Source organism: Dyadobacter chenwenxiniae (assembly GCF_022869785.1).
GTDB classification, from domain to species: Bacteria; Bacteroidota; Bacteroidia; order Cytophagales; family Spirosomataceae; genus Dyadobacter; species Dyadobacter chenwenxiniae.
In genome coordinates, this window is record NZ_CP094997.1 from 4,450,462 (window position 1) to 4,468,098 (window position 17,637).

18 protein-coding genes, 3 tRNA genes and 1 pseudogene are annotated in these 17,637 nt (G+C 44.9%); 15 read left to right on the forward strand and 7 right to left on the reverse strand.

Annotated features, from left to right (window positions below):
- Positions 1–250 precede the first annotated feature (250 nt).
- From MUK70_RS18905 to MUK70_RS18920, 4 genes are all read left to right on the forward strand, one after another.
- A tRNA-Gly gene (locus MUK70_RS18905) sits at positions 251–323 on the forward strand.
- A gap of 62 nt (positions 324–385) precedes the next feature.
- A tRNA-Leu gene (locus MUK70_RS18910) sits at positions 386–471 on the forward strand.
- Between the two features lie 80 nt (positions 472–551).
- Positions 552–1,430, forward strand: coding sequence for a hypothetical protein (locus MUK70_RS18915; protein WP_234654523.1), 879 nt, complete (start codon positions 552–554; stop codon positions 1,428–1,430).
- Positions 1,421–1,499: transfer RNA gene (locus tag MUK70_RS18920), tRNA-Ser, on the forward strand. The genes MUK70_RS18915 and MUK70_RS18920 overlap by 10 nt, the downstream gene beginning before the upstream one ends.
- A 135-nt stretch (positions 1,500–1,634) precedes the next feature.
- Here the strand turns inward: MUK70_RS18920 and MUK70_RS18925 are convergent.
- Positions 1,635–2,770 (reverse strand): annotated as a pseudogene (locus tag MUK70_RS18925) (transposase).
- A 282-nt stretch (positions 2,771–3,052) separates the two neighbouring features.
- Between MUK70_RS18925 and MUK70_RS18930 the strand changes: the two are divergent.
- Entirely contained in the window at positions 3,053–3,529 is a 477-nt protein-coding gene (locus tag MUK70_RS18930) for a toxin-antitoxin system YwqK family antitoxin (RefSeq protein WP_234654524.1), read from the forward strand.
- 62 nt (positions 3,530–3,591) lie between these two features.
- On the opposite strand, the gene MUK70_RS18935 is transcribed toward MUK70_RS18930, so the two are convergent.
- Positions 3,592–4,719 carry a hypothetical protein gene (locus MUK70_RS18935; protein ID WP_234654526.1) on the reverse strand — a complete coding sequence of 376 codons (1,128 nt, stop codon included), beginning with the start codon at positions 4,717–4,719 and terminating at the stop codon, positions 3,592–3,594.
- 241 nt (positions 4,720–4,960) lie between these two features.
- Between MUK70_RS18935 and MUK70_RS18940 the strand changes: the two genes are divergently transcribed.
- From MUK70_RS18940 to MUK70_RS18980, 9 genes are all read left to right on the forward strand, one after another.
- Positions 4,961–5,131, forward strand: a complete 171-nt coding sequence (locus MUK70_RS18940) for a hypothetical protein (RefSeq protein WP_234654527.1) — start codon at positions 4,961–4,963, stop codon at positions 5,129–5,131.
- A gap of 587 nt (positions 5,132–5,718) precedes the next feature.
- Positions 5,719–6,000, forward strand: a complete 282-nt coding sequence (locus tag MUK70_RS18945) for a helix-turn-helix domain-containing protein (protein ID WP_234654529.1) — start codon at positions 5,719–5,721, stop codon at positions 5,998–6,000.
- Positions 5,990–6,259, forward strand: a complete 270-nt coding sequence (locus MUK70_RS18950) for a hypothetical protein (RefSeq protein WP_234654531.1) — start codon at positions 5,990–5,992, stop codon at positions 6,257–6,259. The genes MUK70_RS18945 and MUK70_RS18950 overlap by 11 nt, the downstream gene beginning before the upstream one ends.
- On the forward strand, positions 6,259–6,900 hold the full coding sequence (locus tag MUK70_RS18955) for a hypothetical protein (protein WP_234654533.1): 642 nt from the start codon (positions 6,259–6,261) through the stop codon (positions 6,898–6,900). The genes MUK70_RS18950 and MUK70_RS18955 overlap by 1 nt, the downstream gene beginning before the upstream one ends.
- 96 nt (positions 6,901–6,996) lie before the next feature.
- Positions 6,997–7,626, forward strand: a complete 630-nt coding sequence (locus tag MUK70_RS18960; RefSeq protein ID WP_234654535.1) for a hypothetical protein — start codon at positions 6,997–6,999, stop codon at positions 7,624–7,626.
- 133 nt (positions 7,627–7,759) lie between these two features.
- The gene (locus tag MUK70_RS18965; RefSeq protein WP_234654537.1) at positions 7,760–9,271 is read left to right on the forward strand and encodes a type IV secretory system conjugative DNA transfer family protein; all 1,512 of its coding nucleotides are present in this window, start codon (positions 7,760–7,762) and stop codon (positions 9,269–9,271) included.
- Positions 9,272–9,296: 25 nt separating this feature from the next.
- Positions 9,297–10,100 carry a hypothetical protein gene (locus tag MUK70_RS18970; protein ID WP_234654539.1) on the forward strand — a complete coding sequence of 268 codons (804 nt, stop codon included), beginning with the start codon at positions 9,297–9,299 and terminating at the stop codon, positions 10,098–10,100.
- Between the two features lie 179 nt (positions 10,101–10,279).
- Complete coding sequence (gene mobF / locus MUK70_RS18975; protein WP_234654541.1) at positions 10,280–13,021, forward strand: MobF family relaxase; 2,742 nt, start codon at positions 10,280–10,282, stop codon at positions 13,019–13,021.
- Positions 13,005–13,406, forward strand: coding sequence for a hypothetical protein (locus MUK70_RS18980; RefSeq protein WP_234654543.1), 402 nt, complete (start codon positions 13,005–13,007; stop codon positions 13,404–13,406). Before mobF ends, MUK70_RS18980 begins: the two co-directional genes overlap by 17 nt.
- Before the next feature lie 432 nt (positions 13,407–13,838).
- On the opposite strand, the gene MUK70_RS18985 is transcribed toward MUK70_RS18980, so the two are convergent.
- Positions 13,839–14,045, reverse strand: coding sequence for a hypothetical protein (locus tag MUK70_RS18985; RefSeq protein ID WP_234654545.1), 207 nt, complete (start codon positions 14,043–14,045; stop codon positions 13,839–13,841).
- A 241-nt stretch (positions 14,046–14,286) separates the two neighbouring features.
- Here MUK70_RS18985 and MUK70_RS18990 point away from each other — a divergent pair, with 241 nt between their 5' ends.
- A complete protein-coding gene (locus MUK70_RS18990) occupies positions 14,287–14,799 on the forward strand; it encodes a hypothetical protein (protein WP_244784464.1) in 513 nt (170 codons plus the stop codon).
- Positions 14,800–14,822: 23 nt separating this feature from the next.
- Here MUK70_RS18990 and MUK70_RS18995 read toward each other — a convergent pair whose 3' ends face one another.
- From MUK70_RS18995 to MUK70_RS19010, 4 genes are all read right to left on the reverse strand, one after another.
- Positions 14,823–15,215 (reverse strand): hypothetical protein, encoded by a 393-nt coding sequence (locus tag MUK70_RS18995; RefSeq protein WP_234654549.1) that lies wholly within the window; start codon positions 15,213–15,215, stop codon positions 14,823–14,825.
- A gap of 146 nt (positions 15,216–15,361) precedes the next feature.
- On the reverse strand, positions 15,362–16,360 hold the full coding sequence (locus MUK70_RS19000; protein WP_234654551.1) for a nucleotidyl transferase AbiEii/AbiGii toxin family protein: 999 nt from the start codon (positions 16,358–16,360) through the stop codon (positions 15,362–15,364).
- Entirely contained in the window at positions 16,345–17,073 is a 729-nt protein-coding gene (locus tag MUK70_RS19005; RefSeq protein ID WP_234654553.1) for a DUF6088 family protein, read from the reverse strand. The genes MUK70_RS19000 and MUK70_RS19005 overlap by 16 nt, the downstream gene beginning before the upstream one ends.
- Before the next feature lie 72 nt (positions 17,074–17,145).
- The gene (locus MUK70_RS19010) at positions 17,146–17,619 is read right to left on the reverse strand and encodes a hypothetical protein (protein ID WP_234654554.1); all 474 of its coding nucleotides are present in this window, start codon (positions 17,617–17,619) and stop codon (positions 17,146–17,148) included.
- Between the last annotated feature and the right edge of the window lie 18 nt (positions 17,620–17,637).

The following is a 17,637-nucleotide window of genomic DNA, read 5'->3' on the forward strand; positions in this document are numbered from 1 at the left end:
TGCTCATATTAATTGGGACGGACGGCGCAAAAAATATGCAGGCCAGCCTGCAATGAAATTAGATCCCGCGATTACATAAATATCGTACCCGGCTTTTTAATCTTCCCTGAAAAAAATTTATACCCGGTATCAATTGAGTAACAATTTGTTAATGAAAAGTTGCGATTTTTTTACTAAATATTTCATACAAAAACTTGCGTCACATAGTCCCTGTGCCTACATTTGCACCACCATAATCAAAAACGGTTATGCGAAAGTAGCTCAGCTGGTAGAGCGCGACCTTGCCAAGGTCGAGGTCGCGGGTTCGAACCCCGTCTTTCGCTCAGAGGTTAAAGCACCGGAAACGGTGCTTTTTTTCTCTATATGCCATCTCATTTTGGCTAATGCCGGGGTGGTGGAACTGGTAGACACGCAGGACTTAAAATCCTGTGAGCCGAAACGCTCGTACGGGTTCGATTCCCGTCCCCGGTACTGATTAACAAGCAGTTACAAACTTAGGTTTGTGGCTGCTTTTTTGTTGGTACAATATAGGTACAACATAGAATAATGTCATGGTCTCACTAGTAGCTTACCCGTATTCTTACAACTCGATGTACTCTGGCATTTTGGAACTCTTTGTGTGGGAAGGTGAATACGTAGCCATCCTTTCGCGACAAAGTGACTTAGATCAAGTAGCAGTTAACAAGATGTTAAAAGCTTTTGATAGCGCTTATTTATTCTATCTTGATCGTACTGGTAAAAAACCCTTAACCTCGGAGCATGTCAATCAAAAATTACCTATCGCAGATGTTCCGTTCACATGCGATAATCCGTACGCTGCTGCATGTGGACATATTGGTGCGTTCGGAATAGAGCTGAGACACGACACCTTTGATGCGTTATATATGGGAGTTATTACCAAAGACGAAGTCGACCAGACTGTTTTTTATGAGCTTGGTAGAAATTTCTGGTTCTACGATGAACAGTATGATGGCGACCCAGTTGCGAGAGGATTTGCGATTTTCATGAGATTTGTGGCCATGGAATTTCTAGATGTTAAGGGAGCCGTCATTAACGGCCACTCTTTTGAGCAATTCAAGTCAGCTATTGAAGGTCTTGCGGCTATGTACATCGCGACAGATTATCTCTATTGGGAAAATCTTGTTGCAGAGAACCGCCGAGTTCCAAATGATTTCAACCTTGACCAGAATGATCTTTTCGCATCATTCTGCTTTGAGCTTCACCGCCGATATCCACAGTTTATAAACAACGTTTGGAAGGAGACACAGCTCTTGAAAAAAGCACTTAGTACGCAAGATGTTATAGATAATTTTTTCTTAGCCTCATGCAATGCTACGCGCACAAATCTCACGGTTACATTCGAAAATTGGAGATGGAAAATATCTGATGTGGCTCTTGCGCAAGTTTCTTACTATATGGCAGAGGAGTAAACCCTACTAAGCCCCGTTTTCGTTGGGCTCATAGCCCAAAGGTCGCTGGTTCGAGTCCAGCTCCCGCTACATCAAGAGGGAGTCTCAATTCAAAACTGAGGCACCCTCTTTCCTTTGTATTTCTAATAATTGAGAATAGGCGGTCAGAATCTTGGATCAAAAGCTAACACGTTTGTTTGCCCAATGCCAGTGAAAACAAGCCCACTATGCGGCCCTTTTTCTCATATTCTGGGCCATTGCAATCAATCCCCACTCGATTTCAACCTTTTGTTTCCCACGGAGCATGAACCTACGGAAGCCGTGATTATTTTTTATATTTCCAAAGACAGGTTCTACATCCCAGCATCGCTTCTTTCGTTTGGCAAGCCCTTCTTCACTTTTTAGCAGTTGGTCTGCCTGCTGCTTCTGTCTTTCCAGGTTGACATTAATCTGAATGATCCGGTCATTTTGTGACTTGTGATGAACTGATTGGAGGTTGATATCTGCACATTATAGGCAGGTTTCAGCTGTCCATTACGCATATGGTCTTCCTTCAATTTCATGAAAGTAGCACCCGGATCGGTCTTACTGTAAGAATTACGGTCACCCAAAATTGCCTCCTGCTGCTCGTAACGGGCGATATTGATAGGGTACTGTTTAGTCACATAGTCTAGCTTGGCCTTCATTTTTTTGTCGATGTTTTCCTTTTTACCCAGCACCTGGTTGAGTGTGTCAACCGTATCCTGCACCTTCTCTTTGTTGATCGTAGTCAGGTCAGGCGGTTCGGGCAGATTGTCCTCGCTGGCAGCCACGCTCTGGGCATATGCCCAGATATCGGCCAGTTGCTTCTTCATTTTCTCTTTGTTGGTCGCAATCGCCTTCTTCCAGACAAAAGTGTATTTATTGGCATTGGCCTCAATTTTAGTCCCATCCGTATACACCTCTTCAATGCTTAAATAGCCTTCCTGGGCAAGCAGGCTGACCACCTGCTCGAAAATCGTCCTGAACGTATCCTTCAACCGCACGCCCCGGAAGCGGTTGATCGTATTATGGTCAGGAAAGCTCATCGAACTCAAAAACATGAAGTAGATGCTTTCTTTACATGCTGCTTCCAGCTTTCTACTGGAATAAATGTTGCTCATATAGCCAAATACAAGCACTTTCAAAAGCATTTGAGGATGGTAGCCCGACGAACCCGTCATGTGGTAAGCAGCATTGAGGGGCTCCAAATTAATCCGGTTGATCACATCATTGACAACACGAACAATATGGCCCTTGGGGATCAATTCGTCCAGACTTGGAGGAAGCAGCATCAACTGCTGCTGGTGATAAGGCTTGAATTTAGGTTGTTGGCGGCCCATTTTTTCCGGATTGCTTATACCTAAAGATAATCAATTCAAGAATTTTATGCAACCACTAAAAATGAAAAAGACCGCCTCGTTTTGAGACGGCCTCTTTGTATTAGGTACAACATAGGTACAACACTAGCATTTTGGGAAGACAAGATTACTGGGTTATCGCAGCACTACCATACCCTATCCAAAACTTTACTCCATAACAAGTACTTGATTTGCGTGAATTTATTTTTGTTGCGTCCTGCGTGCAAGTTTGCTATGTAAGGTGATCAGGAGGATTTCCATATCATGCTTATCCAAACAAATTTGTTTTACGTCAACGGTCAAAAGGAAAGTGAAACTGTTTTTTTTAACGGTGAACGACATGGATTGCAGCGAGAATGGCACCCAAATGGTCAGCTTTACATTGAACGCCACTATCAGGTAGGTTTACTTCATGGTGAATATAAAATTTGGCACAAAAACGGGCAATTGAGGTATCTAAGTAAATTCGTGGAAGGTAATGAAGAAGGATTGGCGACTGGTTGGCATGACAACGGGAAACTGAAATCGCTAACCTTTTACGAAAACGGGAACCCTCACGGATTGTCTGTCGATCTAAATTCTGATGGAAAGCCAGAAAACTATCAATGCTTTTGGAATGGTAAGCGAAAACGGATTCCAGGGCACAGGTTAGACCTTATGCTGGAATTCTTGCGAAGCAAGGGTCAAATTGCTCCCACAAAGTTAGACGGTTTCAAACACTTCACGACTCTGGAACTATAATAAAGTATGTATTGCGGGAATTATAAGCCTTCGATCTATTATATAGATATGTTTCCAATCAGCTACAAAATTATGTTACCATCAACAATAGGCGGCACAATTACCCTATCAGTATCGTTAGTAGAAAAGTAGGCGATTATGAAAGGATCAACTGTCTTTAACACTTCTCCACTAAATTCGGTAGGTACCACTTCTTTATCTACTCTAATCCAAAGGATCTTTTTTGTAACGTAGCGATTTCTGCGGGGCGAGAATGACACGAAGTAACCTGGCATTTTTTTCTGGCGCTGCGGATTATGCACAGTCATAAAAAAAAATGATGATGCCAAAGGCTGTTGGCTAGGATGGCCCAATTGCGCTACCAAGATTTTACCGTTCACATCATAAGATACGATTCCTGAACGGTGCGACTCTTTGCTACCGTAGATGTTCCGAAATTTCATTATCAACGATTCAGAGTGTTCCGGATTAAGAATTTCCAACGAACTTGTAGCAAGGCCCCAATCATCATTCCCTTCGGAACGGCTTAATGTCTTTTCATACTGAATCCACGTCGTATTCCGGAAAGCCTTGAAAACTTCACTATCAGCTTGCTTCTCCCAAAAATTTCGATGCGCAACGAATTCAATGGGCTCTGTTGTGTTTGGCCCCTCTTGTATGTCAGTTTTTATAATGTGAAAAGCTTGTAAATGTAACCTTGTCTTCTCCGAGCAAAAGGTGGCGATTGCTAGAATTGCATCGACCATGACTGGCTCAACTTTGATATTCTCATCAAGTTCCGAAATCCTCTTCTTCAAATGCCTATTGACCCCGTTTTGAAAATAATTTGGCGAAGATCGTGCTTCCTGCCCCCGAAAAGCCTGCCGAAGGTATTCTTTGAACTTGTTCTCTTCTCCTACACCTGAAAAGTATTTCCTAATTGCTGTGCACACTGGGCCCAACGCTCCATTTTGAAGAACAGGAACATCCGCAATCTTGATGTGCAAGCCACCAAGCCATTGCTGCTCAATGACAGTGAAAGTGAATCTTTCGATTGGTTCAAAGTTGATAACGGCTTCCTTCTTCCAATTTTTACATTCTCCTGTAACATCATGCCGGAAGGCATCCCAGTTTAAGTACACGTATTCAAGAATGAGGTACCAAGGTAGCCTAAGTTTGAAAAGTGGAACGTGGTTCACTTTATTTGACACATCTAATAGGTCTTAATTAATAATAGATTGAATGCACTACAACAAACTAATAGTCAGCGGATTATTCTTTCAGTAGTTGAATACGGGGTTAATTTGAAAAAATTCTTTTAATCTGAGAAAAACTGTTTTCGAAACACGATCAGGTAGCAGCAATCTTTGTAATGTTCTAACACTTGCGGGCTGGCTCGAGACGGTGCAAAATAGCGTTTGGCATTTTATAAACTTAAAACTATAAATCAAAATGGACAAAAATCAGGAACCGTCGGAAAAAGCGCTCGAAGAAGCGGCAAGACGAGGATTATCTCCGGACAAAGATGATAATAACACTTTGAGGGATGATAAAGGGAGAAATGGTGGAAAGGTGGAAGGTGATTGGATATGGGATGGTTATTCTTGGAAACGGGTATACTAGGGAAATCTTACCGAATTGATATGGAAAAACGCCATATACATCCACCGATCATGTATCAAATTGAAATCCGCCCTCCGCCGTGAGAGTTAATTGTTACACTGCAAGGAAATACTATGATCTGCTAGCAAAAGACAAATAACAAGACGGGCAACATTTGGAGCGATACATGTTTGCGTACACGTCGTAGCAAAGACAAGCCGGGAAACCAAAAATTGAAATTGCCACCACTGTGGGCTAGTAGAAGTATGGGATCGGAGCAGTTCAGAATGTACCTATTGTAATCGTGACTCAATTAAAGTGCCACAAAAAAGGATCAAAGGAATTTGAATGTATGTAGGTGCCAACATTGGAACAATAATCAATATGATTAATCACGGCGAACATCCCCAAAAATCACCTCCAAACCAAAGCTGACACCGACTGGGTCACGAGGTCAGGACCGCCGCGCACTAAACTACTATGACTTTGAGCTGCTCTTCGGGAAGCGAAAAGAATACCTATCACACCCTGAAATCCAAATAGTAGTAAAACGCCTTATAAAGCAGCGAGAATAGCATCAAACATCTCAATTCAAAACGCGACGACGTATGAATGTGATCACCATCGAAGAATCTGCGCTTTACGAATTGATCGAGCGTGTTTTAGAACGACTGCAAAGCCCTGAACATGCCGTAAAACCGAAGTGGATTTCGGATGTAGAAGCAATGCAAATTCTTGGAATTAAGTCAAAAAGTACATTGCAACAGTTTCGCGATCGCGGCCAAATTACTTTTTCCAAGGTTCGTCACAAGCTAATTTTATATGATCGCGAGTCCATCGAGCTTTTTATAAGTCGCCACGAACGAAAAGCATTCAATAATGGAAAATAGTCAGACTCCAGATTCAGAATACACGAAGCATTTCAATATTGGTTATGCGTTCAGCAAACACCTCCCTGAATTGTCAGAAAAGGTATCGCAGGGCAAAAGTCAGACTCCGGCATTCCTAGCAATGCAAGACGGCAGAAATCAATATATAGCTGAAAAAGAGCGAGGTAAGCTGCCTTTGTGGTTGAGGAAATATTCACCGCACCTGAAAGCAAGATCGTTTGCAAAGGATAAAGGCAGAACGAATGACCCAGAACGCTAATGGAAACAAACAACGAAAAATCGAAAGAAGTTAAATTTCCCGAAGGTTACGAATACTTTGCAGAGAATGCCCGTTTCACGGCCTCTCAGCTTCGACAGATAGATCGTGAAATTAAGGATTTACCGGTCGAGGACCTGAAGCAATCAACTTACCGATTGCGATTTGCCCCCCCAGGTTTGGGCCGTGAAATTAAAAAGTGGCAAACCGGGCGGGACAGGAAACTACTGGAAACCCAAAAAGAGGAGATTGAAAAGGAGGCTATGGCAAAGCTGGAAAAAGATATGGAAAAATGGGGAATTGATCCAGAAACGGCAGATCGAATCCGTACAGCTACCATTGACACACACAACCCTAACATCTTCAGAGAAATGAACGATAAGGAGTTTGCGGCTAGTCGACAAGCGCAGAAAGACCTTAACCATTCTCAAAACTACATGCGCACACTCTTAGAAAAAAACAGAGAGACGGCTGAAACAGGTAACAAAAAAACAACGCCGGAGAAACTGAAAACTTTGATGACAGCCTTTCCCAGAGCCCTGTTTTCACAAAGATCTCCAAGTATAAGTTTCCAAAAAGAGTTTGGCGCGGGTAACAAGGACAACAAAGGAAAGACCAAATCTAAAGAATCAGACCGAGAGTGATGCGGTCGATCATCTATGATTTACCAAGTTTTCTCTGGACAATTAGACATGGTTATGCTAATGTTGTGAATCTGCACACTTGTTAGGGAGATCTGTATGACAACTCGTAATTGGTCAACGTCCCCGAACAATCAGACCAATTGTCTTCAAGAGAGAGAAGAAAAGATTTCACCTAATATTCAGTGGGATGATCTGGTTGCGGCAGCTACCGTCCTTCCTGAATTTGCACAAGATGGGAAAGACGAAATCGAGTATTATTTAGGTTACCTGCCAGCGCAACAAGTAACAATGCCCTTTGAACCGTTTTTGCGTGCGCTAATTCAACAGTTTAGAAGTGGAACCCTTTCTCTGGATGAGTATAATCGTCTATCAGAAGACCATATTAAACTAATCCGCAATGAAGAATGCAAGTACAATTCTGTCGACGACTACGATGCAACTTTGTACTACCAATATGAGCGCGACTACCTCCCCTACGGACCGATTGCCCGGCAGCGTATCGTCGACATATTGGGTTACGAACCGAACCTTACCACGTCGCTCTTTGCTGAAATGTATTTGCGAAAAATAATGAGTATGGATATCGTGGTTATGCCAACAGACGAGATGATCTCCCTTGATTTCAAATTGATTGGCCTAGTAAGATATCGGCAGGCATTAAAGACCCAGGGTAAAGACGCTGCCGACAATTGGCCAGTCCTCCGCAACGATAGATTTTGTGATTGATAAGTCCTATGTAAAGCAGGTGATCTTACTTACCGTGCTTACATCAGGCCGAATGTCATGACCATTACTAAATCTGAGTGCATGCAATTTCAATTCACTTTAATAATTATCGATGAAGAATTATGATTTAAATATGCCAATCTTGGAATTTGCCTCTCAAAATCAGAGTAGCGTTTGGACAGTGCGCCAAGCTGTTGAGGGTGTCCAGATCTTTGGTGGGATCGGATCGGGTAAGACGTCAGGTTCGGGACGGAAATTAGCGTTGAAATATCTTAAAGCTGGCTTCGGTGGATTGGTGTTAACCGCCAAATCGGATGAGAAACATCTTTGGGAAGAATACTGCAGCCTGACTGGACGGTCGGATGATTTGCATGTTATTGAACCTAATGGACATCATTCGTTCGACTTCCTTAATTACATTTCGTCGCACGACTTAGGCTCTAACCCTATCACTGATAACATTGTAGATGTTTTAAAAACCGTGATTCGTGCTAGCCAAACTATGAGTAGCGGAAAAAGCGATGACGCATTTTGGGAAACGGCACTAGACATGCTCATCTTCAATGTTATTGATCTTTGCCAACTTGCCTACGGAAAAGTTTCGTTCCAATTGATGTATGAAATTGTTCTTTCTATTCCTAAAAATGGTGAGGAAGACCAGCAGGATACATCGTTGTCCGAAGAAACCGCAGAGGAACACACATTCAACGGATATAGAAAAGCACTGGAAAAGGCAAAAGACAACGTTCTTGAACAGATTGATCGATGGAGATCATCTTTTTCAGCGGAAGAAGTGGAAGCGATTTGGGAAAGTCCTGACTTCAACTTGCTTTTGACAACTGCCGTTCCTGATGTGCGATTGTACGGTTTCGTCGAACAGTTTTTCAACGACACGTTTATCCCGCTCAGCGAAAAGACCCGATCAATCATTGACTTTTCGTTCACAGGGTTTCTTTTCCGGATGCTTCGGGAACCTATTTACTCAATGTTTTGCAGCCGCGAATCCACGATTACGCCAGAAGATAGTCTACGCGGCAAGGTTATCTTACTCAACCTACCGGTTAAGACTTATCAAAAAACAGGGCGCGACTGCCAGATAATGTTCAAGCTTATTTGGCAACAAGCCATGGAAAAGCGAAATGTGCTTGAAAATGAGCTCCCTGTTTTCCTTTGGGCCGACGAAGCACAATCATTCCTTCACGGACATGATGCCGATTTTCAAGCCACAGCGCGAAGTAGTCGAATAGCAACTGTTTACATTTCTCAAAACCTACCAAACTACTACGCCTGTATGGGTGGTGACAAATCCGAATACAAGGTGAAATCGTTTTTAGGAACGCTGGCCACAAAAATATTTCATGCCAACGCTGACATTGAGACGAACCGATATGGATCCGAATTAATCGGGGACGCATTTTTCGAAGATGAATCGGAGAGCGTTACGATTGCAAAAGAATTCTCACAAACACGGGGAAAATCTTTCAAACTCGAAAGGGCAGTCCGACCAGAAGCCTTCGTGTCTTTGCGAACAGGCGGCCCGGCGAACAATTTCATTGCCGAAGCCTATATACACCGGCAAGGCGACACTATCGCTAACGGTCGAAACTATGCGAAAATGAATTTCAGTCAACTTTATAATGCATAACAATCAATTTAAACATTTATCAATCATGCAAAAAAATCTGTATTACCAGGCAATGTTCCGTCGTCGGAACCTTTTAAAGGAATGGATTTTAGCTTCATTTATGGAGATTTCCTCAGTGCCGCGTCTCCTGCTTGAAGTGTTCGTTCGCAAAAACTTTGGTGAGCGATACTTTTCAATTTTCATCGCCACATGCGTAACCATTTTGCTTGCCGCCTACCCGATTTTCATGTATCGGCTCTATTTTGTGTTTACCTACTACGAAATCTTCCATGGTATAGAGAGGTGGACACCCTTCCCACTTGGTGACTTCTTGAAAGATTACCTGACCTGGTACATGTTCATTGGGGGCTTCGTTTATATGTGCATCAAGCGGAATGACGAAATCAAACGACAGCCTTCGGTATTTGACTTTGCGAGATTCAGTCTATCTACGGGTGAAATACACCCGGCATTTCTGGACTTCAAAATTAAAGGTGCAAAGCAAGATATCCGCACCGTTGAGACACTGATTGAACCAGCTTTCTTCCTCATGGTTGGATTAATATTATGGTTACTACTCGGCCAAAGCGTAGGTGCCTTAATTGCAACGTGTAGTGTGATTTATTCCGGTAGTTACATGGCAGCCTACTACGTCGGTGATCACTTCGTTATGGACAAGATTGACCAAATGATCTGTAACGAGGAGATGGTTTCAGCGTTCGTCGAAGGCAAGGCCGCCTCGGAAACGAGAGGAATGCACTTCTACGGTCGACGACCTGCAAACCTCGATCACCGCCGTGAAGTCGTGAATTCATTTACCAAATTTGAAGAGGTTTTCGACGTCGATTGAGCCCCCTAAGCAGTGCTTAGGAGAGACGTCTGATACAAAAGTTAACACTCCGTATAGCAATCTCCGTACACTGCCTGAGGGGTTTTCCCTGTACAGCTCTTCGGTTTAACAGATCGGTTTTTCTTTTAACGTAACAAGAAATTATTATCCCGAATTCATTTCTGTCGTAATCTGCTTTTATGATACGGATGATCCAGGCCAGCAATGCTGACCATGCCAAAGCCTACTTCAAGCAAGCCCTCTCCAAAGCTGATTATTACATCAATGATCAGGAATTGAATGGGCATATCCGGGGAAAGCTCGCAGAACGACTTGGTATTGATGGAATTGCGACCAAAGAGACATTTTTTGCTCTATGCGACAATATCGACCCAGCAACCGGCCAACAGTTGACGCCTCGGACGAAGGCGGAGCGGCGTATCGGTTACGACATTAACTTCCACTGCCCAAAGTCGCTGTCGATCTTGCACGCCTTGTCCGACGATGACCATTTGATGAAGGCTTTCGAGACGAGTGTTCATGCGACCATGCGGGATATCGAAGCTGACTGCAAGGCCCGGGTCAGAAAGGACGGGCAGTTCGCTGACCGGCAAACTGGCGAGCTTGCTTGGGCTGACTTTGTTCATCAGACCGCAAGGCCGGTTGACGGGCATTTACCCGATCCCCATTTACACGCACATTGCTTTGTCTTCAACGCGACCTGGGACGGTGTTGAGCAGCGGATCAAGGCTGGTGAGTTTGGAGACATAAAACGGGACATGCCCTATTATCAGGCACGGTTCCATAAATACTTGTCCGACAATTTGATCGATCTGGGTTATGGTATCCGGCGCACGGACAAGTCTTTCGAGATCGAAAACGTGCCCGAGCGCGTAATCGATCTGTTCTCCAAACGCACCGATGAGATTGGCCGCATCGCCAAGGAAAAGGGCATCACGGACATTGATGAGTTGGGCGAGCTGGGTGCCCGCACCCGGGCCAAAAAGCAACAGGGTGTCGGCATGAGCGAGCTTAAAGCGGATTGGCGCAGACAAATTCGTGAACTCGGCTCGGAGCAGGATGGCAAGGGCGAGCGGGCTGTCCGCAATGCCCCTGAGAAGCTGCTGGAAGTCATGCACGCAAAAGACTGTGTCGATCATGCCTTGCAGCACGGATTCGAGCGCGCCTCGGTTATTCATGACCGCAGGCTCTTGGAGAGCGCCTACCGACACAGCATCGGCCAGCGCACAATATCCCTGGACCAGATCACCGGCCATCTGAATGCTGACCAGCGGCTTATCGGCATTACTGACCGTGGCCAGAAGCTCATGACGATCCGCGAGGTGCTGTCCGAAGAGCACTACATGGTCAAGCTTGCACGAAGCGGTCAGGGCAAGCTCCGGCCGCTTTACACAAACAGCCCGAAGGTGAAGCTTGACGGCCAGCAAGGCGAGGCCGTCAAACACCTTCTGACAACCACAGACAGGGTGTCGATCATTCGCGGCGCGGCAGGCTCGGGCAAGACAACGTTGATGCAAGAGGCCATCAAGCATATGGAGGAAGCTGGAAAAACAGTGATGGTTGTTGCACCGACGTCAGAGGCTTCACGCGGTGTCCTGCGGAATGAGGGTTTTGCGGAAGCTGAAACGGTCTCACAACTTCTCGTCGATAAAAAACTGCAGGAAAAGCTCAAAGACCAGGTGCTCTGGGTCGATGAGGCGGGCCTGCTTGGTACCAAGGATATGACCGCCCTGCTCGATCTTACCACGAAACAGAATGCCCGGCTGGTTTTAGGTGGCGATACCAGACAACACAGCTCAGTCGTACGAGGGGATGCATTGCGCATCCTCAATACAGTTGGTGAGATAAAGACCGCCGAAGTAAGCAAGATTTACCGCCAACGTAATGAAAATTACCGTAAGGCGGTTGAAGACCTTTCCGCAGGAAACGTAAAGAGTGCATTTGAAAAACTGGACGCGTCGGGCGCCATCAAGGAAATTGATCCGCTCAGCCCGAACAATCAGCTGATCGACGATTATATGCTGGCCATTAAAAACAAAAAGACGGCTTTGGTGATTTCCCCGACGCACCAGCAGGCAGAAGATGTCACGGATACCATCCGCCAGAAGCTCCAAAGCTCCGGTGAACTTGGGAAACGCGAGATCACGATTAACAGACTTGTTAACCGCAACCTTACCGAAGCGCAGCGAGCGGACTGGCGCAATATCAATGAAGGCAATATCATTCAGTTCAACCAGAACGTCGCGGGCATCCAGCGCGGCAGCCGCTGGCAGGTCGCATACAGCAACGACCATCACGTCCTGATCAAAGATGCCCAAGGTGAGACACAAACCTTGCCGACGGATAAAAGCGCCTATTACGATGTTTACCGAACGAAGTCTCTTAACCTTGCGAAGGGTGACAAAGTGCGCATTACACGTATTGGTTTTGACGAGCGAGATAAGAGGCTCAACAACGGACAGCATTTAAAAGTTACTTCTGTTAAAAAAGACGGTCGTATCGAACTGCTCGGTGCGGACAATAAAACTAACTACAAAATTGACAAAGACTTCGGGCATATCGCCCATGCTTATTGTATTACCAGCCACGCCTCACAGGGGAAAACGGTCGATGAAGTGTTTATCTCGCAACCGGCAGCGACGTTCCCGGCAACCAGCTCAAAGCAATTCTATGTTTCGGCGTCACGCGGACGTGACAAAGTGCATATCTACACCGATGACAAAGAAGAACTACTGACGCACGCACAGCGTCTGGGTGATCGCCAATCCGCATTGGAGCTCATGCAAAAGCGCAAGAATATACAAGCGATAGCAGAACAAGTTGTTCGCGAGCGCCCTGTGCTACAAAAGGATAAAACCCCGACAAGAACGATCACTTCTAAACAGCGCACAATCGACATCGACTATGAGCCAAGGGTTTAAGCTGCGTTTTGACCAAATGCGGGAGAACAGTCCTGCCAAAACCGAAATCGAACAAGAACCTGTTTTTGTCAGGCCGGATGATACCGTGCACCCTATCGGGCATGCCCGCAATCTGTGCCTGGTCTGGCCGGACGGCAGACGCGCCTTCTTCAACTACGCATACTTGGTCTCGGCAGATTTTGATCCGAATAACGCCATGAACGTTATCAGGCTTGGCTTTTCATCACAAAATGTTCTTTTGCAAGGATATGGGTTGGAAGCGTTGTTCATGCAACTACTCGATCACTTGCCACGGATCATCACCGCGATTGATCCGAGATATCTGCCGGTCGAAACAGGATCAGGAAGTATCGTTGTTAACATTGAAGTTGAGGTGGCAGAATAACAAAGGGTGGTCGAACAGTTTTGCTACCAGGCTCGTTTCACTGAATTAGGGTTTCTAAATACATATGGCCATTCTGTCGGGAATACTTTGTCAAGAACCGCAACGATTTCTTTGGGTAAATATTCCTGCGGATTTTCAAAGCCAGTCTTAACGTTGCACGGAATCTGCTCTATCCCATTCTTTTTAATAGAACAAATGATCACGTGCATTTGCCACAGGGTTATTTCGACATGATACCCCGCATCTTCCAAAATACCTTCAACGCAACACGTGTTGAGTCTACTGGACCAGTGACCTAATTTAAGGAAAGCCTCTTGCCAGTGCCAATTGTATTTGCCAATACAGTGTGTACATCCATAATAATTCGACATCTTAAATTTCCTTATAAGTGAGAGATAAAGCCGGGCAAGTTGCCTTGCCCGGCAGAACGGTTTAGTTCTCGCGAGGAATGTATTTGCGTATCGTTAATGGGGTTTGCTGACCAAAGATGTTTAGCACCAGGTTCATTCCGTCATTATCGGCGTGAATCCAAGCGGCACCGGCTTTGTTCCAGTCTTTCTTATCGCTGTCCTTCTTATCGGTCAGGAAGTAGATTGTGTGGGTTGGGTATTTCTTTTCTGTTTGGTTTTCTTGTGTCATCGTAATCTCCTTTCAGTGTTGGTCGATGATGGCAGCAAAACAGCGCAAAGAAGACGTGACAGCTCCCCGGAGCGAAGCGGAGCCGTCAGGTGATTTTTTTGTACAGCAAAAAAATCAGGGATAAGCGTCGTCACGGATTTTGCGCTAGGCTGACAGCATATATCGACAAACACTGAAGGCAGGCTTTCGAACGTGACATTAAAGACAAATGGAAGTCAATAACTTAACCGACAAATTTCGTATGATAAACCGAGCCGATGTGTACTCGAAAATTGGAATGGCGCTCATATCCGCGCAAAGGGTGGAGTTTGTTTCTGGCGAACTCTTGAAAGTATTAGAAAATTTTGATGGTGGTGGCTATCGAGTGACGACGATAGAATTCCTTGAAAAATCAGCCAAGTCACAGAAAACATTTAAAACTCTGGGTGCGATATTCAGCTTGCACAAATTGAACCCGAAATTGATAATCGAAGACGAACTGGACTCCTATTTAATCAAGAGAAATATTCTCGCGCATGAATTTTGGCGGCGATATCTGTACTCACTTTCGGAACAACAGAAAAAAGAAGCCCTGGATTTTTGTGACGATTTTGGGCGACACTCTCAGAGAGTGGAAAGTTTCTTCAAAGGATTAGTGTACTTTTTGTCACTTCGTTATGTAACGGATCGTTCGCAGCTCAGTGAGGAAATGCAAACGTGGAGCGTTGATTTTAAGTATTTTACACAATCCTTAAACGATAAAGAACTGCACTGACAGACCCGTACGCTATCGGGTATTCAAGAATGCAAATGCCGGGCGAACCAGGCAAAATCTCTTTCCAATACAATTTTGTTATCGTAAATATCCCGACCATCAACTGTCAGCGCCATTACCGTCAGTTGCCGGCGAACGTTATCGAGCTTTGCATCATCCTCACAAACATCGAACTGCGTGGAAAACACCTCTAAAAACTTTCCTGGCAGAATAACTTTCTTTGAAGAACCCGTGATCCGCATATGCATGTAAGAGCGCGGAGGCAGATCCAGACATTCTTCAATATCAGTATAAACCCTACCATCTTTTTTAAATTTAAGCCCTTCAATGATCAAAGGCCCAACGCCGTTATTTTGAACATGAACATACATAACCTTCCCGCGATCAAAGAAATTGATCTGAGGCAGAGGTTTCATAGATTTCTCGTTATGTGTCCGTTGTAAATAGGCTTGGTAAAATGTAGCAAGCAAGGCCAGAAGTGACAGCAAAATAGCCATTAGCCGATCCTTTCGCTAAAAACTTGTCGGCTCTGGATTTTCGTACGTAACAGGTTAAAACAGATTTAACTGCCCTTGCTTATTGGCTGCCAATCTATCTGTGCAATACGGTCGCTGATGCGCTGCATCGATTTTTTGACTGAATCGTCGGTGGGTAACGATCCAAAAACCAATGTACGAAAACTGCCATGATAAGCCGCAGCAAGCTCAGGCCAAATACGCTCAAGGCTAGAAAAAACCAATGCCTCGGAAGGAGGGATATAAAGCCACTCGTTGCTATTGCGGAAGCTTTCCCGATCATCACGGGCAACCCTGTATAACATCTGGTCAAAATCTGGCGAGTTAAAGAAATCGGAAAGATCGTCCTGGCCCAGCATCTGGTGAAGGTCATAAACATGCCGGACTTTGCTGCGCAGATCCTTGACCGGGTTTTCCGTATGTGAAAAGCGAACAAGGCTCATGATTTTTTCACATAAAGTCCTTTGCGGGGCTAGCACTGACACTTCGAAAGGCGCAAGTCCATATTCTGCCGCCAAATCAGCCTGTCCGTTGAATACCATCATCTCATAGATAAAGGAATACACCTTCCCCTTGTTAGCAGGCTGCGACGACCCCAGCCAACTTGTTTCCAGAATAATCATGTCCCGCACCTGTCCAAAGTCGCCGGTAAAAGTCTTTGCGTAAGAATGTACCGTTTTACGGATCATCCCTTTCTTATTGGTAATGCCGATTGTTTCGATTTCCGGCATAAGCTCTGAAACAAGAGAACTGATTTGTTTCAGGCGTTCCTTTAGTTGGTTCGCAGATAACCCCGGCTCCTTTATGATTACCAAATCGATATCTTCCGAGAACCTGTTGATATAGCTAAAGCATTTGGAAAGCGCGGTTCCGCCTTTGAATACGGTGTGTTTACCTAAGGGCCCTTGAAAAATCCGCTGCAACACAAGCGTTATCCAGTAATCCTTTTCAACATAAATCTCCGGCAAGCCCTTGTATTCTGCTGTGATGGACACGGCATCTTTAAAGAGTTCACGATCTTCATGCAATCTCATTGAATGTTCCATTCCGGTGCTGACGGCAACAATCTATCATTAATTCCTAATTTGAAAACCGTCAAAGGATTGAGGCTCTCCTTTAAAATCTTCGCTATGGCCGCCTTTCCCATCACTGACAATATCGCCCCTAACAGTGCCCGGACACGCGGTGGGTATTTCAGGGCGTATCCGACTATCTCTGTGAGTTCGCCCTTCGTTAATTGACGAATTTGATTTGTGACAATCTCGATGGCCGCTTGCAGATCAAGGTCTGCAATATCTTTCATATCCTTCAATGCGTCGAGCAACCCAAGCAGACGGTAATTGTCTTCACTGACATCGACATAGCTTTTTACCGCTGTCGCCTGGATGGTACCTCTGTTTATAAAAATGCGCCGGTCTCGGCTGGCTATCTGGATAATGGCGGGAACCTGGGTCGTCAGCCCCATTTGATTGTAAAGGTATGTCCCCGTGATGTAAGCAATCCGCTGGCTGTCCCGGTACAGGTATGGCTTTAATATCTGTTCTTCGCCGGGCTTTTTCTCGCCGAAAATTGTTTTTTTCGGTTTGTAAAAGATGCCCTTAGACAATTTTCTGATTAGGCCCTTCTTTTGCAGCCGTTCCAGTACTTTAGCCGCAGACTGATATTGCCGGGCAGGTATTGTCAATTGCCCATACCCGAAGCTTGTATCATCTGGTATAGCTTTAATTTGTTCCTGGATGGTTGCAGACAAATAGGTCATGTCACTAAACTAGCATATTCACAGCAAAATGTCAAGTTTTTTAATCAATAAACTTGACATTAATTAAATATTTTATTCTTGTTGATGGCGGCAAAACCAGTCAAACTCTCTTTCCACGACGATCTCGTTGTCATAAATATCCCGGCCGGTTGCCATTAAATGCAGGCTGGCAAGCTGCCGCCTCACATTATTCATTTCAACTTCACCCGCATAATCCCCGAACCGGGTGGAAAACACTTCTAAAAATTCTCCGGGCAGCACAACCTTTTTCGAAGAACTCGTAATCTGCATATGCATATATGAGCGTGGGCACAGATCCAGACATGCTTCGATATCGGAGTAAGCCTCGCCATTTCTTGTAAAACTAAGGCTTTCGATGATCAATGGGCCGACACCGTTGTTTTGGACATGGATGTAGATGACCTTGCCACGATCGAAGAAGTCGATCTGGGGCAACGGTTTCAAGGACTTTTCATTATGAGCACGCTGCAGGTAAAGTTGGTAAAAAGTCGCAAGCAAGGCAAAGACGGAAATCGCTAACGCCAATTTCGGCTCCTTTCAGCA